Source organism: Paractinoplanes ovalisporus (assembly GCF_016834655.1).
GTDB classification, from domain to species: Bacteria; Actinomycetota; Actinomycetes; order Mycobacteriales; family Micromonosporaceae; genus Actinoplanes; species Actinoplanes ovalisporus.
This window is the reverse complement of record NZ_JAENHP010000016.1, coordinates 1-15,229: the sequence shown is the minus strand read 5'-3', so window position 1 is coordinate 15,229 and position 15,229 is coordinate 1. Positions and strand designations below refer to the sequence as shown.

Annotated in this window: 10 protein-coding genes; 5 read left to right on the top strand and 5 right to left on the bottom strand. The window is 70.9% G+C overall.

What is annotated here, in order from left to right; translation table 11 throughout:
* Nucleotides 1-11 precede the first annotated feature (11 nt).
* Nucleotides 12-2,798 carry a GH92 family glycosyl hydrolase gene (locus JIG36_RS34895; RefSeq protein ID WP_236048821.1) on the bottom strand — a complete coding sequence of 929 codons (2,787 nt, stop codon included), beginning with the start codon at nucleotides 2,796-2,798 and terminating at the stop codon, nucleotides 12-14.
* Between the two features lie 256 nt (nucleotides 2,799-3,054).
* Here JIG36_RS34895 and JIG36_RS34890 point away from each other — a divergent pair, with 256 nt between their 5' ends.
* Nucleotides 3,055-5,871: an RICIN domain-containing protein gene (locus tag JIG36_RS34890; protein ID WP_203380687.1), complete on the top strand. Its 2,817-nt coding sequence runs from the start codon at nucleotides 3,055-3,057 to the stop codon at nucleotides 5,869-5,871.
* Here the strand turns inward: JIG36_RS34890 and JIG36_RS34885 are convergent.
* Nucleotides 5,858-6,784, bottom strand: coding sequence for an NADP-dependent oxidoreductase (locus JIG36_RS34885; RefSeq protein WP_203380686.1), 927 nt, complete (start codon nucleotides 6,782-6,784; stop codon nucleotides 5,858-5,860). The genes JIG36_RS34890 and JIG36_RS34885 overlap by 14 nt on opposite strands.
* Before the next feature lie 50 nt (nucleotides 6,785-6,834).
* On the opposite strand from JIG36_RS34885, the gene JIG36_RS34880 reads away from it, so the two are divergent.
* Nucleotides 6,835-7,464 (top strand): TetR/AcrR family transcriptional regulator, encoded by a 630-nt coding sequence (locus JIG36_RS34880; RefSeq protein WP_307873033.1) that lies wholly within the window; start codon nucleotides 6,835-6,837, stop codon nucleotides 7,462-7,464.
* Nucleotides 7,465-7,695: 231 nt separating this feature from the next.
* Here the strand turns inward: JIG36_RS34880 and JIG36_RS34875 are convergent, their stop codons facing one another.
* Nucleotides 7,696-8,781 carry a sensor histidine kinase gene (locus JIG36_RS34875; RefSeq protein WP_307873032.1) on the bottom strand — a complete coding sequence of 362 codons (1,086 nt, stop codon included), beginning with the start codon at nucleotides 8,779-8,781 and terminating at the stop codon, nucleotides 7,696-7,698.
* Complete coding sequence (locus JIG36_RS34870; RefSeq protein WP_203380685.1) at nucleotides 8,778-9,437, bottom strand: response regulator transcription factor; 660 nt, start codon at nucleotides 9,435-9,437, stop codon at nucleotides 8,778-8,780. The genes JIG36_RS34875 and JIG36_RS34870 overlap by 4 nt, the downstream gene beginning before the upstream one ends.
* Nucleotides 9,438-9,986: 549 nt before the next feature.
* On the opposite strand from JIG36_RS34870, the gene JIG36_RS34865 reads away from it, so the two are divergent.
* The 3 genes from JIG36_RS34865 (at nucleotide 9,987) to JIG36_RS34850 (ending at nucleotide 13,349) form a co-directional block, all read left to right on the top strand.
* Entirely contained in the window at nucleotides 9,987-10,892 is a 906-nt protein-coding gene (locus JIG36_RS34865) for a S1 family peptidase (protein WP_236048820.1), read from the top strand.
* Between the two features lie 121 nt (nucleotides 10,893-11,013).
* On the top strand, nucleotides 11,014-12,405 hold the full coding sequence (locus JIG36_RS52595; protein WP_307873031.1) for an alanine racemase: 1,392 nt from the start codon (nucleotides 11,014-11,016) through the stop codon (nucleotides 12,403-12,405).
* The gene (locus JIG36_RS34850) at nucleotides 12,402-13,349 is read left to right on the top strand and encodes a D-alanine--D-alanine ligase family protein (protein ID WP_203380684.1); all 948 of its coding nucleotides are present in this window, start codon (nucleotides 12,402-12,404) and stop codon (nucleotides 13,347-13,349) included. Before JIG36_RS52595 ends, JIG36_RS34850 begins: the two co-directional genes overlap by 4 nt.
* 599 nt (nucleotides 13,350-13,948) lie before the next feature.
* On the opposite strand, the gene JIG36_RS34845 is transcribed toward JIG36_RS34850, so the two are convergent.
* The gene (locus JIG36_RS34845) at nucleotides 13,949-14,749 is read right to left on the bottom strand and encodes an Fpg/Nei family DNA glycosylase (RefSeq protein WP_236048819.1); all 801 of its coding nucleotides are present in this window, start codon (nucleotides 14,747-14,749) and stop codon (nucleotides 13,949-13,951) included.
* Nucleotides 14,750-15,229: the final 480 nt, after the last annotated feature.

Genomic DNA, 15,229 nt, shown 5'->3' with positions numbered 1-15,229 from the left:
TCAGCGAGGCCTCAGTAGGCCTCGAACTCGTAGATCCGGGCCGCGCCACCGGTGTTCTGCTGCGGCGTCAGAACGTTGAGACGCAGGTAGCGGCCTCGGGTCCCGGCCGGCGCGGCGTGCGTCGACACGTTGGCGGTGTTCCCGCGCGCCTGCACCACGGTCGTCCACGCGCTGCCGTCGGCCGACACCTGGATGTCGAAGTCGCGCGTGTTCCAGGTGGCCGTCTCCCCGCCGGCCGCCGCGTGCCGCACCGTGAACGAGCCGATCGCGGTCGCGGCGCCCAGGTCGACCTGCAGATACTTGGTGGCGGCGGTCGAGCACCACTTGTCGGCGACGCTGCCGTTGACCGCGTTGGGCGGTGTCTCGTTCGCGTTGCAGGCGGCCGAGCCGGTGGCCGGCTTGCCGAGCGCGAGGTTGGCCGAGGTCGTGTCGAACGACGGCGGCGCTTCGGTTCCCCACGACGGCTTGGCGGTGGCGCCCAGCGTGAAGTCCAGGGTTCCACCGGTCGCCACGAACGATTCGGGTAGCCAGGCCCGGTTCGAGGCGCTGCCGTTGACCGAAAGGCTTTGCACGTACGGGTTTTTGGTCGCCCCGGGCGCCGAGACGCTGATCGTCGGCCCGTTGCCCCGGTGGACCGTCACCTGCGGGAAGAGCGGGCTCGACACGAGCAGCTCGGAACGGCCCGGAGTCAGCGGGTGCAGCCCCATCGCCGACCAGACGTACCAGGCCGACATGGCGCCCAGGTCGTCCTGACCCGGGATGCCGGTCGGGGTGGGCGCCCACAACGTGTTCAGCACCTGCCGGACCGTCTGCTGTGTCTTGTCGGCGCGCCCGGCGTAGTTGTAGAGCCACGGCGTCCAGATCGACGGCTCATTGTCCAGGGCCGACTTGGTGCCGCCGCCGCCCTTCAACGACCAGCTGCCGTCGCTGTTGTGGAAGAACGTGTCGAGCCGGTTCACGACGGCGGTGTTGCCGCCCATCCGGTCGAACAGCCCGCGGACGTTGTGCGGCACCATCCACGTGTACTGGGCGGCGCTGCCCTCGGCGAATCCACTGCTGCTGCCCGGGTCGAACGACGGCCAGGTGCCGTTGGTGTTGCGGTTCTGGATGTAGCCGCCGTTGCCCGGGTTGAAGACGTTCTTCCAGTACTGCGCCCGCTCGCCGAACTGCTGGGCCGTGCCGGTGTTGCCCAGCCGCTGGGCCAGTTGGGCGAGGCCGAAGTCGGCGATCGCGTCCTCCAGCGTCTCGCCGGCGCCGCCCCAGGCGTTGCCCTCGGTCGGGATGTAGTGCAGCGACAGCCATTTGTCGAGCGACGGCCGCTCACCGACCACCATGACGTTCCAACCGTCGCGGCTCAGGTCGGCCGGGGTGACCGTGGTGGCCGCGCGGACCATCGAGGTGAGGGCGGCCGACGCGTTGAATCCGGTGCCACCGAAGGCGTAGATGCTCGGCACGGCCGCGTGGGCCGGGTCGCCGGTCATCACGTGGGTGCCGCCCTGGTTGTGGGTCCACCGGTCCCAGACGCCGTTGTTCTGGTCGGCCTGGTTGAGCAGCGACTGCGCGATGTCAGCGCCGATGTCGGGCCGCAACAGTGTCACCAGTTGCACCTGCCCGCGATAGACGTCCCAGCCCGAGAAGTTGGCGTACTGCGCCTTCTGGCCGCTCGACAGCGTGTGCACCTGCTGGTCCATGCCCATGTACTGGCCGTTGACGTCGTTGAAGACGTTCGGGTGCAGCAGCGAGTGGTAGAGCGCGGAGTAGAACGTGGTGGTCTGCGCGGTCGTGCCGCCGTTGGCGTCGATGCGCCCGAGTTCGGTGTTCCAGGCGTCGGTGGCGCGCTGGCGCAGCGTGTCGAAGCTGGTGCCGGCCGGGTTCTCGGCGGCCAGGTTGGCCTGGGCGCCGGCCGGGCTGACGTACGAGATGCCGACCCGCGCGTTGACGGTCGTGCCCTGGCTGAGGTCGAAGGTGACGTAGCCGCCGGAACCCTTGCCGGCGACCGGCCAGCCGTCGGTGCCATAGGTGGTTCCGCCGCTGCTGCTGGTGCCGCCGGGGGTGACGGTGCCGTCCTGCCAGGTGCCGGTCGAGGCGAACGGCTTGTCGAACACCGCGGTGAAGTAGAGCGTGTAGTAGCTGCGCCGGGCCACCGCGTTGATGTAGCCGCAGAAGTTGCCGCTGGTCACCGAGCCGCTGATGGTGCGCGTGGCGGCGTTGACGCTGATCTGGGCGGCGCTGCTGCCGACCTCCGAGTTCGAGGTGCGCACGAGCATCGAGGCGGTGCCGCCGGCCGGATAGGTGAACCGGCCCGATCCCGTACGGGCCGAGGCGGTGAGCTCGGTGTTGACGCCCGAGTCGAGCTTGACCTGGTAATAACCCGCCTTGGCGGTCTCGTTGGCGTGGCTGAACGTGCTCGCGTAGACGGCGTCCGTCCGGTCGGCCGAGGGGGATGAGGACACCGTTCCCGCGTACGGGAAGAAGGGAATGTCACCCGATCCGCCCGCACAGCCGGTGCCCGACATGTGGGTCAGGCTGAACCCGCGGATCTTGGTGGTGTTGTAGCCGTAGCCGCCGGGGCGCACGGTCCGGGTCTGGTTGCCGGCGGTGTTCTCGGGGCTCCACTGCACCATCCCGTACGGGGTCACGGCGCCCGGCAAGGTCTCGCCGCCCTGTGTGCCGATGAGCGTGTTGACGGAGCCGGCCGGATTGGTCACGGCGTACGCGGGTTGGCCGGTGGCGAGCGGCGTCAGGACGGTGGCCGCGAGGAGCGCGACGGACACCAGGACGCGACGATGTGCGGACATGGACCCTCACCTTCGAACGGGCGAGCATTCGGGGAGCGAGCGGGGGAGCTCGCGAGCGGCCGAGCCCTTCCGGCCACTGACTGACATCGTTGTCAGTTGATGCCTGGCGTTGACGATTGTCAATATCTGGCCCGCCTTTGCCTGTTCGGGCAGGAATGTTTACGCATCGAGACCGGTGAATTACGATCGGGTTTCCCAGGCGTTCGCACATGAATCCCCACATTCGAACGCTGGTCGGCATGCCAGGAGGCACAAGGTGCACCGACGATCCGTTCTTTCCGGCGCGGCCGCGATCCCCGCCGCGGCCGCCGCGTTGTGGCTGACCGAAGGCCCGGCCGCGGCCGCCGCGCCCGGCTACGTCACCAACCGGGCGCCCCTGCGTCCCGACGCGTTCATCCGCCTCGCCCCGGGGGCGGTCAAGCCCGGCGGCTGGCTCTCGACCCAGCTGAACTACCAGCTCAACGGCATCAACGGCCGGATGACCGAGATCTCACATTTCCTGCAGTATTCGAACACCGGCTGGATCACCCCGAACCTCGGTGGCTGGGAGGAACTCCCGTACTGGCTGAAGGGCTACAGCAGCCTCGGCTATGTGACCGGCAACGCCACCGTGCAGCGCGAGACCGCCCGGTGGATCAAGGGTGTGATGGCCACCCAGGCCAGTGACGGCTACTTCGGACCGACCGCGCTGCGCACCAGCCTCAGCGGCGGGCCCGACTTCTGGCCGCACATGCCGATGCTGCACGCCATCCGGACCTATCAGGAGTTCACCGACGACGCCGCGGTGGTCCCGTTCTTCACCCGGTTCTTCCAGTTCGTCAACCGGGCCCCGCTGAGCGCGTTCAACCAGAGCTGGGGCGCGCAGCGCTGGGCCGACACGCTGGAGGTCGTCTTCTGGGTCTACAACCGCACCGGCGACGCGTTCCTGCTCGACCTGGCCCGCAAGATCCACGCCAACTCGGCCAACTACATGAACAACCTGCCGACCCTGCACAACGTGAACCTGGCGCAGGGTTTCCGCGAGCCGGCGGTCTACGGGATGCTCTCCGGCGACAACGCCCACACGCAGGCCAGCTACAACAACTACAACACGATCATGAATACGTACGGGCAGTTCCCCGGTGGTGGGTTCGCCGGTGACGAGAACGCCCGGCCCGGGTTCGGTGACCCGCGGCAGGGCTTCGAGACCTGCGGCGTCGTCGAGTTCATGCTCAGCCACGAGATCATGGGCCGGATCACCGGCGATCCCGTGTGGGGCGACCGGGTCGAGGACCTGGCGTTCAACAGCCTGCCGGCCGGGCTCGACCCCAAACAGCAGGGCATCCACTACGTCACCAGCGCCAACACGATCGCGCTGCTCGACCGGCCGGGCCACTCGCGGCAGTTCGACAACACGTTCGCGATGCAGGCCTACATGCTCGGCATCGACAACTACCGGTGCTGCCCGCACAACTACGGCATGGGCTGGCCCTATTACGTCGAGGAGATGTGGGCCGCCACGCCCGACAACGGTCTGGCCGCCCAGCTGCACGGACCGTCGACGGTCACCGCGGCGGTGGGCGACGGCACGGCGGTCACCATCACGGCCGCCACGACCTATCCGTTCGGCGACACCATCACGTACACGGTGAACACGCCGAAGGCGCTGGCCTTCCCGCTTTACCTGCGCATCCCACGGTGGTGCACCAACCCCACGCTCACCGTGAACGGCGCCGCGGTGGCGGTCGCGGCCGGACCCACGTACGGGAAAATCGCCCGGACCTGGAACAACGGCGACCAGGTGGTGCTCCGGCTGCCCATGCAGGCCAAGGTCCGCACGTGGGCCGCCATGCACAACTCGGTGTCGGTCGACTTCGGAGCCCTGACCTTCTCGCTGGCCGTCACCGAGAACTGGAGCCGGATCGGGGGCAGCGACGCCTGGCCGACCAGCGAGGTGCGGCCCGGCTCGGCCTGGAACTACGGCCTGGCCCTGGACGGCTTCTCGGTCACCACCGGACTGGGCAACGCGGCCGACCCGTTCACGCCGGCCAACGCCCCGATCCGGATCACCACCAACGCGCGGAAGATCCCGAACTGGAAGGCCGACGCCGACACCGTCGTCACGCCGCTGCAGGACAGCCCGACGCCGTCGAGCGAACCGGTCGAACGGGTCACGCTGATCCCGATGGGCGCGGCCCGGCTGCGCATCACCTCGTTCCCGCGTATCGGCGACGGCAAGCCGTGGCTGCCGCCCGCGGTCGCGTTCCGCATCCAGAACCAGAACTCGGGCAAGGTGCTCGGCGTCGACCAGATGTCGCTCAGCGACAGCGCGCGGGTCGTGCAGTTCGGCGACACCGGGACGGCCGACCACCTGTGGCAGATCGTCGACAACGGCGACGGCTGGATCCGCATCCTCAACGTCAACTCGGGCAAGGTGCTGGGCGTGTCCGGCATGTCGACCGCCGATTCGGCCCAGGTGGTGCAGTTCGCCGACAACGGCACCGCCGACCACCTGTGGCAGGTGCTCGACAACGGCAACGGCTATGTGCGCCTTCGCAACAAGAACTCGGGCAAGGTGCTCGGCGTGTCCGGCATGTCGACCGCCGACTCGGCCAACGTCGTGCAGTTCGCCGACAACGGCACCGCCGACCACAACTGGCGGCTCATTCCCGACGGCACGGTCAAGTTGCAGGTCACCCACACCAACCAGGTGCTCGCGGTGAACAACATGGCCACCACCAACGGCGCGCAGCTCGTGCAATACCCGCCGACCGGCACCGCCGACCACGTGTGGAAGTTCGTCGACGTCGGCAGCGGCTATTTCCGGATCGTCAGCAGCATGGTGGACCGGTGCGTCGACATCGCCGGCCAGTCCACCGCCGACGGCGCCCTGGCCCACCTGTGGGACTACCTCGGAACGGGCAACCAGCAGTGGCGGCTGGCGTGGAAGGGCGCCGGCGTCTTCGCCCTGGTGGCCCGGCACGACGGAAAGGTGCTGGAGGTGCAGGGCGGCTCCACGGCCAACAGCGCCACGGTCGGTCAGTGGGCCGACGCCGGTCTGGCCCACCAGAGATGGCGGATCATTCCGAGCTGACGGTCAGCACGATCTTCCCGCGGGCGTGGCCGCTCTCGCACAGTTCATGGGCGCGGGCGGCCTGCTCGAGGGGCCACTCGGCCGCGACCGGCACCCGGAAACGGCCCTGTCCGGCCAGATCGGCCGCGATCGTGAGCCCGTGCAAGGCCTGCGGGTCGGCGCCGGGGCCGGCTGAACGGGACATGTGCACGCCGTGGGCGGCCGCGTCGAAGTCGGCGATCGTCACCACGCGGCCCGCGTCACCGGCCAGCTTCACCAGCTCGGCCAGCGAACCCGAGCCGGCACAGTCGAAAACGGCGTCGGCCCCGCCCGGCACCCGGTCGGCCAGACCCGGCCCGTACGTGGTCGCGGTCGCCCCGAGGGAAACCAGGAACTCGTGGTTGCGCTCGCTCGCCGTGCCCGTCACCCGGGCGCCGCGAGCAACCGCCAGCTGGACCGCGACCGTGCCGACCCCACCGGCCGCGCCCTCGATCAGCAGGTGGGTCCCGGCACCGACGCCCAGGAGGTCGAGCACCCGGGTGGCGGTCTCCACGTTCGCGGCCGCGCCACCCGCCTCGGCCCAGCTCATCGCGGCCGGCTTGGCAGCCCAGGCGGCCAGCACGGCGAACTCGGCGTTGGCCCCGCCCAGCCGGGCCAGATCGGTCATGCCGAAGACCTCGTCACCCGCCCGTACGCCGGTCACGCCCGGCCCGATCTCATCGACGATGCCCGCCGCATCGACGCCCAGGACGTGCGGCAACGCCAGCGGGATCATCTCGCGGAAGCGCCCGGACCGGACGTACGCGTCGGCCGGCGTGACCCCGGACGTCCGGACCCGGATGCGGATCTCGGCCGGCCCGGCGTGCGGCTCGGGCACGTCGGCCACGCGCAGCACACTCGGGGGACCGTACTCGGCGAACTGCAGTGCTCTCATGCCGCCGGACGTTAGTGGAACACCGCGTCCACTTGGCTAAAGTGAGACGGGTGGGCGGCCGTTTGCTTCAGAAGAACCTGCGTTCGGACGCGCGGGACAACCGCGAGCGGATCCTCGCGGTGGCCCGGGCGATCTTCGGCACCGAGGGGCTGGGCGTGCCGATGCGCGAGATCGCCCGGCGCGCCGACGTGGGGCCGGCCACGCTCTATCGGCGTTTCCCGACCAAGGAAGCGCTGGTCACCGAGGCCTTCGCCGGGCAGATGGCGCAATGCACGGCGATCGTCGAGGAGGGGCTGGCCGACCCCGACCCGTGGCACGGCTTCTCCCGCATGATCGAGCGGGTGTGCGAGCTGCACGCCTACAACCAGGGGTTCACCGCGGCGTTCCTGGCCGCCTTCCCCGACGCGATCGACTTCGTGGCCGAGCGGGAGCGGGCGTTGCGGGCGGTCGGCGAGCTGGCCCGGCGGGCCAAGGCGACCGGGGAGCTGCGGTCCGACTTCGTCATCGCCGACCTGATTCTGGTGCTGCAGGCCAACAGCGGCGTCCATGCCTCGACACCGGCCGAGGCGCTGGCGGCGGCCCGGCGGTTCGCGGCCCTGCAGATCCAGGGTTTCCGGGCCCGGGCCGACGCGCCTCCGCTGCCCCGGGCGCCCAAGCTGCCCATGCTTTCGCTCGGCTAGAGCCCTTTTGCCGTACGGGGTCAGCCCGCACTTCTTCATTGCGACGCCGTCTATCCCGTACGGGGGTCGGCCCGCTCTTAATCATTTGCGACGCCGTCTATCCCGTACGGGGTCGGCCCGCTCTTCTGACTGCGACACCGCCTGTTCCGTACGGGGGGTCGGCCCGTTCTTTCGGTTGCGACGCCGTCTGTTGCGTACGGGGTCGGCCTGCTCTTTCGGTTGCGACGCCGCCTATTGCGTACGGGGGAAAGCCACCTCGACGCGTAGGCCGTCGCTGCCGGTGGACGAGGCGGTGATGAGGCCGTCGTGGGCCTGGGTGATCGAGCGCGCGATGGACAGGCCCAGGCCGGCGCCGCCGCTGTGGTCGATGCGGGTGCCGGAGCGACGCCGGAACGGCTCGAACAGCGCGGGCACCTCCTCGGGCGGCACATCGTCGCCGGTGTTGCTGACGACCAACGCCGGATCGTCGCCGACCCGCACGTCGAGGGTGCCGCCGGGGCGGTTGTACTTCAGCGCGTTCTGCACGAGGTTGGTCACCAGCCGTTCGAGCAGGACCTGTTCGCCCAGCACCGTACGGGGTCGCAGGTCGCTGGTGACGGTCACGCCGGCCTCGGCCGCCCGCTTGTGGTAGCTCTCCAGCACCGCCGCGGCGATCCGGTCGAGGCGCAGGGGGGCGCGGGAGGCCAGCCCACGGTCGCTCTCACTGAGCACCAGCAGCCCCTCGATCAGGCGCTCGTTGCGTTCGTTGGTCGCCAGCAGCTGGTCGGTGAGCAGCTCGACCTGCTCGCGGGTGAGATCGTCGGCCATGCTGACCTCGATCAGCGTCCGCTGCACGGCAAGCGGGGTGCGCAGCTCGTGCGAGGCGTCGGCGGCGAACCGGCGCTGCGCCTCGTAACCGGTGGCGATCCGGTCCATCATGTCGTCGACCGTGCGGCCGAGAACGGTCAGCTCGTCCGATCCCTTGCCGGGGCGCAGGCGGTAGCCGAGGTTCTGCGGGCCGACGTTGCCGATCACGGCGGTCACGTCGCGCAGCGGGCGCAGGCACCAGCGCACGGCCGGATAGCAGGCGGCCAGCAGGGTGAGCAGCACCAGCCCGTACAGGAAAAGGTAGGGCACGCTGGGCCAGCGGAAGAGCACGGCGCATATGGGGGAGGTGCTGGCGTCGGGGGCCTGGTTCCGGTTGTCGGAGCACAGGTTGGGCGTCACGAGGAAGAACAGGTCGACCAGGTAGCCCACCATCGTCGTCGTGAGCTGCGCGCCGATCAGCACGCCGGCGCACAGCGCGAGGATCCGCCGGGCCGGGGAGCGCCCGGTCACGAGCCGATCCGGTATCCGGCCCGGCGCACGGTGTGCAGCACCGGCGGGTCGCCGAGCTTGCGGCGCAACGTCATCACGGTCATCCGTACGGTGTTGGTGAACGGGTCGGCGTGCTCGTCCCAGGCCTGCTCCAGCAGTTCCTCGGTGCTGACGACGCGGCCCCCAGCGCGCATGAGCACATGCAGCACGGCGAACTCCTTGGACGACAGGTCGAGCACCTGCCCGTCGCGTGAGGCCGTGTGGCGGGTGCTGTCGAGCACGATGCCGTCCTGTTCCAGCACGGGCGCGAGCGCGGCCCCCGACCGCCGCGACAACGCCTGCACGCGGGCGGCCAGCTCGGCGAACGCGAACGGCTTGGTCAGGTAGTCGTCGGCGCCCAGCCCCAGCCCTTCGACCCGGTCACGGATGCCGGCGGCGGCGGTCAGCATGAGCACCTTGGTGCCGTCGCCGGAGCCGACGACCTGGCGGCAGACCTCGTCACCGGTGCGGCCGGGCATGTCCCGGTCGAGGACGGCCACGTCGTAGCGGTTGACGCTGAGCCGTTCGAGCGCGCTGTCACCGTCATAGACCACGTCGACGGCCATGGACAGCTTGCGCAGCCCCCGGGCGACCGTGTCGGCCAGCAGCTGCTCGTCGTCGGCGACCAGCACGCGCATCCCTCGTCCTCTCCTCGCCGTTCTCCCGTACGCGGCCCGGTTCCGCGTCGCCCTCTGCTCGCGGGCCGGTTCCAAACCGTTCTTCCCGTACGCGGCCTGGTTCCGCGCCGCGTTGCCGCTCGCGACCCGATTCTGAGCCGTTGTTCCCTGTACGCGGCCCGGTTGGGCGCCGTTCGCCTGCTCGCGGGGCCGGTTCCAAGCCGTTTTTCTCGTACGCGGCCTGGTTCCGCGCCGCGTTGCCGTTCGCGACCCGATTTGAGCCGTTGCTGCCTGTGCGCGGCTCGGTTGGGCGTCGTTCTCCTGCTCGCGGGCCGCTTCTCGCTTGCGGGCCCGCGGTGCTTCACTTTTCGTGCCGCCTTCCCGTGGCGTTCGCTGACACGCCGTCTCCCCGCTTGCGGGCCGACGGCACGGCACCTGCATTCCGCCGGGCACCGCCCGTCAGGCTCGCACACCAAACGTAAGTGGCCCATAAAGACGCTGCTGACGCTCCTCCGACGGCCCGGACGGCAACATCGTCGCTCCGCTCGAACCGACGTACGGGGTGTCGTCTTGGCCAGGTCTATCAGGTATCTCGCCGCAGTTCTCGTGGTATGCGCGGCCGCCGTGCCGTGGTCGCCCCGGCCCGCGGTCGCGATCGCCCACGGGGTGGACGCGCCCGACGGCGCCTACCGGTTCGCGGTGCAGCTCACCATGACCGGCCTGCCCGCCGACGGCGGAGCCACCCGGGACAGCTCCTGCTCGGGCGCGCTGATCGCCCCGCAATGGGTGATCACCGCCGGCCACTGCTTCCGGGACGGCGACAAGCGAGTGAGCCGTACGGTCGCCGACCGCACCACCGCCATCATCGGCCGCACCGATCTGGGCAGCGGCGACGGCCGCGAGGTGGAGGTGGTGGCCGCCTACCAGGCCGAGGGCGGCGCCGACGTGGCCCTGGCCGAGCTGGCCGAGCCGGTCACCGGAATCACGCCGATCCGGCTCGCCACCACTCCGCCCGCGGTGGGGGAGGTGCTGCGGCTGGCCGGGTTCGGCCTGGTCGACGACGGCCGCGGAACCGTGCCGGCGACCCGGATGCAGACCGGCCTGTTCACGGTGGATGCGGTCGGCGACTCGCTGCTCGAGACCTCGGGCCGCTCGCCGCGCCCCGACACCAGCCCGTGCCCGCACGACTCCGGCGGCCCGTACTTCCGCCAGCAACGCAACGGCACCTACCTGCTGGCGGCGGTGGTCAGCTCGGGCCCCGGTTGCCCGCACACCGGCCCCGACTTCAGCGCCCGCACCGACAACCTCACCGGCTGGATCAACGACACCATGGCTTCGCCACCCCGCTCGTACGGCTTCCTGGCCGTCGCCGCCACCGCGGCCGCAGTCCTGGTCGCCGTCGTCCTGCTGCTGCTCCGCCCACGGCGACGCGCCGGCTCGGCCCGCCCACGCCGTCACCTGGGAGCGCACCGATGACCCCGCGCCCTGCCGGCCCGCTGTTTTTGCCGGGCCGGGGCGCATCGGTGCGCTCGCGTTCTGCTGCTGTCCCACGGCGGCCTCGGGTCGGGGCGCGGCCGCTCAGTGTCGGGCGGGAGCGGTGAGCCTGGGTGAGGCGGTGGTCGACCTGGGCGCGGTCGCGGCCAACGTGCGTACGGTCGCGGCCGTCGCCCGCACCCCGCTGATGGCTGTGGTCAAAGCGGACGCCTTCGGGCACGGTGCCGTCGAGGTTGCGCGGGCCGCCGTCGCCGCCGGGGCGGGCTGGCTCGGCACGACCTCGGCCGCCGAGGCCCTTCAACTGCGGGCGGCCGGGTTGACCGCGCCCGTGCTGAGCTGGCTGCACGCGCCCGACGAGGACTTCGGACGTCTGATCGGCGGTCACGTCGACATCGGCGTCTCCGGGGTGCCGCAGCTGCATGCGGTGGCGGCCGCCGCCCGGCTGCTCGGCGCGCCCGCCCACGTGCAGCTCAAGGCGGACACCGGGCTGTCGCGCAACGGGGCCGGTCCGGACGAGTGGCCCGACCTGGTGGCGTGGGCGCGCAAATACGAGGGCGAGGACCTTCTGCACGTACGGGGGATCTGGTCGCACCTGGCCAACGCCGAACAACCCGGCGATCCCGGCGTGACGCGGCAGATCGAGGCGTTCGAGGAAGCCGTACGGGTGGCCCGGTCGGCCGGCCTCGACCCGCCGCTGACGCACCTGGCCAACTCGGCGGCCGCGCTCGGTGTGCCCCGCGCCCGTTTCGACCTCTGCCGGATCGGGATCGCCCTCTACGGGGTCGAACCCGCGCCGGGCCGCCGGTACGCGCCAGGCGTCATGGCCACCGCGTCGGAGGTCACAGCCGGCCATCCGTTTGCGGCGGGCCATCCGCTCGGGCCGGGCCATCCGCTCGGGCCGGGCCATCCGCTCGGGCCGGGCCATCCGCTCGGGCCGGGCCATCCGCTCGCGCAGGGCCATCCGCTCGTAGCAGGCCACACGATTGGAGCCGGTCACCCGTTTGCAGCTGGCCACCCGCTCGCAGATGGTCACCCGCTTGCGGCGGGCGTCGCGCCTCGGAGCTCGCCGCGCGGCGGCCCGCCCCTGGGGCTGCGACCGGCCATGACCCTGCGGTCGCGAGTCGTCAACGTGAAGCGGGTCCCGGCCGGAACCGGCGTCTCCTACGGCCCCGACCACGTGACCACCCGGCCCACGACGCTGGTGCTGTTGCCGCTCGGTTACGCGGACGGGTTGCCGCGAGCAGCCGAGGGCCGGGCCCAGGTGTGGCTCGGCGGGCGGCGTTGCCCGATCGTCGGCCGCATCGCCATGGACCAGTGCGTTGTCGATGCCGGTGACCGGCCCGTACGGCTGGGCGACCCGGTCGTGCTCTTCGGCGCCGGCCCGGCCGAACCCACGGCCGCCGACTGGGCGCGCTGGGCCGGCACCAACCCCCACGAGATCCTGACCGGCGTCGGCCCCCGTGTGCCGCGCCGCCACCAGCACGGAGAGGCATGACACCGGTGAAACTGGCCCTGATCTACGGCGGGCGCAGCGGCGAGCACGACGTGTCCCGCAAGTCGGCCCGCAGCATCCTCGATCACCTCGACCCGCGGGCCTACCACGTCACTGAGCTGCTGATCGCCCGCGACGGGCAGTGGCACGTCGACGGCCGGCCGGTGCCGCTGGCCGGGGCGCTCCGCGTGATCCAGAGCCACGACGTGGCGTTTCCCGCACTGCACGGTCCGTACGGGGAGGACGGCCGTCTGCAGGCGATGCTGGAGTGGCTCGGAACCCCGTACGTGGGGAACGGGGTTTTCGCCAGCGCGGCCGGCATGGACAAGGTGGTCACCAAGAAACTGCTCGCGGCCGACGGTTTGCGCGTCGCCACCGGTGTCACGCTGGCGCCCGGCGACGACGACCGGCCGGACGGGCTGGAGCTGCCGGTGTTCGTCAAGCCGGCCCGCGCGGGGTCGAGCCTCGGTGTCTCGCGCGTCGATGAGTGGGGTTCGCTGCCCTCGGCCGTACGGGAAGCCCGGGAATTCGACCCCAAAGTGCTGGTCGAGCAGGCCGTGGCGGGCCGCGAGATCGACGTGGCGGTGCTCCAGCACCCGGACGGGCGGATCGAAGCCGGGCCACCGCTGGAGATCACGGTGAGCGGGGGCTTCTTCGACTATGCGGCCAAGTACGACGGTGGCGCGGTCTTCCAGATCCCGGCCCGGATCGACGACGCCACCACGCGGTTGCTGCAGGACCGGGCGATCCGCGCGTTCCACGCACTCGGCTGCCGGGGCCTGCTACGAGTCGACTTCTTCGTGCCCGACTCGGACGAACCCGTGATCAACGAGGTCAACACGTTCCCCGGGATGACGGCCGCGTCCCAGTACCCCCAGATGTGGCAGCAGGCCGGCCTGTCGTTCACCGCGCTGCTCGACGTCCTGATCGCTGCCGCGGCGACCTAGCCTTATCGTTCCGGCCCGTCCTCCTGCCCGGTCGTTCTGACCTGCCCTCCTGGCCTGTCGTTCTGACCCGCCACCTCTGACGCGGGCCGGCCCAGTCGCGCTCAGCCCGGCCCAGTCGCGCTCAGCCCGGCCCAGTCGCGCTCAGCCCGGCCCGGTGGCGCTCAGCCCGGCCCGGTGGCGCTCAGCCCGGCCCTGTCGTGCTCAGCCCGGTCCGGTCGCGCTCAGCCCGGCCCTGTCGTGCTCAGCCCGGCCCGGTGGCGCTCAGCCCGGCCCTGTCGTGCTCAGCCCGGTCCGGTCGCGCTCAGCCCGGCCCTGTCATGCTCAGCCCGGCCCGGTGGCGCTCAGCCCGGCCCCGTCGTGCTCAGCCCGGTCCGGTCGCGCTCAGCCCGGCCCTGTCGCGCTCAGCCCGGCCCGGTCGCGGTCACTCGGCCAGGGGCCGGCCTGCCCTCCTGGCCTGCCGAACTCGCCCTCGACCTGGCATATCAGGACCTGCCCGCCAAGAACGGTGGACCGCGAGGACGCCCTCTGGCCTGTCGTTCTGGCCTGCTCTCCTGGCCTGCTCTCCTGGCCTGCTCTCCTGGCCTGTTTGACGCCGCTGGTCAGGACTGTTCGGCGGTGCACCACCAGGTTGTGCGGCCGCCGACCTTGCCGGTGGTCATCGGGGCGCCGTCGCGGGGGCAGTGGGCACCCTCGTGGCGGAACGGGATGATCTTCAACGTGTGGACGCCGCCGTTCTTGATGGCCGCCCGTACGGCCTGGCGGGTCGCCCGGAGCAGACGACCGACGTCGTCCGGGGTCAGTTTGTCGACGCGGCGGCCGGGGTTGAGACGGGCCGCCCACAGAATCTGGTCGGCCAGCAGATTGCCGATGCCGGCGATCGCGTCCTGGTCGAGCAGACGGGCTTTGACCGGCGCCGTGCCGAACGCGAGCGCCGCCCGGAATTGGGCCGGCGTGACGGTGGCCGCGTCCGGGCCCAACGCCTCGACCGGCGGGTCCAGGCGGACACGGCCCAGCCGACGCGGGTCGACCAGCATCAGGCGGCCACCGTCGGCGAACGTCAGCATGAACCGTGACCAGCGGTAGTCGCCCTTACCGCGACGCCCCTCCCAGTAGTCGCCGCCGTCGATCTCACCGCCGTCCGGGTCGGCAATCACGATCTTGCCGGACATGCCCAGGTGAATGCCCAGCTCGGGACCGTCGTCGCTGGTCTCGCACCACATGCTCTTGCCCCGGCGGCGAGCCGCAACCAGTTCCCGGCCGGCCAGGGCGTCGCGGATCTGGCCCGGCAGGTGCGGGCGGCAGACGTACGAGTCGGTGTCGTCGACGTCGATAATCTTGCGGCCCAGCCCGGACCGTTCGATGACCGCGCGCGCCGACTCGACTTCCGGCAGCTCCGGCATGCTCTCTCCAGTTCCGTGTCTTCGGCAGCGTCGCGCGTTCGCCGCCAGTGTCGCTCGTTCCGTGCACGCATTGCGCAGCTGTCGACAGTGTTGCTCGCTTCGTCCGCGCGTCGCTCGTTGCTCGTTTTGTCCGCGCGTCGCTCGTTCGTCAGCAGCGTTGCGTGCAGTTGCTTGTTCTGTGTGCGTGTTGCGTGGCTGTCGACAGTGTTGCCGTTTGGTGTGCGCGTCGCTCGTTCGTCAGGGTTCACGCTTGGTGCGCGCTGCGCTCGTTCACCAGCGGCGTTGCTTGTTCATCAGCGGCGTTGCTTGTTTGCCGGCGGTGTTGTTCGTTCTGTGAGCGAGGTGGACCGCCTCGGGTTTGATATCGGCCCGATCTCTTGGAGGATCGAGTTCATGTCACGCCCTTCGCCGTACCCCGCGGAACTTCGTGAGCGAGCGGTGCGGATGGTCGCCGAGGTGCGGCCGAGTTACGCCTCGGAG

What these genes read in the sequence shown, in the direction of transcription:
- JIG36_RS34885 (WP_203380686.1), bottom strand. Translation starts at nt 6,784, where the DNA reads ATGAGAGCACTGCAGTTCGCCGAGTACGGTCCCCCGAGTGTGCTGCGC.
- JIG36_RS34845 (WP_236048819.1), bottom strand. Translation starts at nt 14,749, where the DNA reads ATGCCGGAGCTGCCGGAAGTCGAGTCGGCGCGCGCGGTCATCGAACGG.
- JIG36_RS34870 (WP_203380685.1), bottom strand. Translation starts at nt 9,437, where the DNA reads ATGCGCGTGCTGGTCGCCGACGACGAGCAGCTGCTGGCCGACACGGTC.
- JIG36_RS34850 (WP_203380684.1), top strand. Translation starts at nt 12,402, where the DNA reads ATGACACCGGTGAAACTGGCCCTGATCTACGGCGGGCGCAGCGGCGAG.
- JIG36_RS34895 (WP_236048821.1), bottom strand. Translation starts at nt 2,798, where the DNA reads ATGTCCGCACATCGTCGCGTCCTGGTGTCCGTCGCGCTCCTCGCGGCC.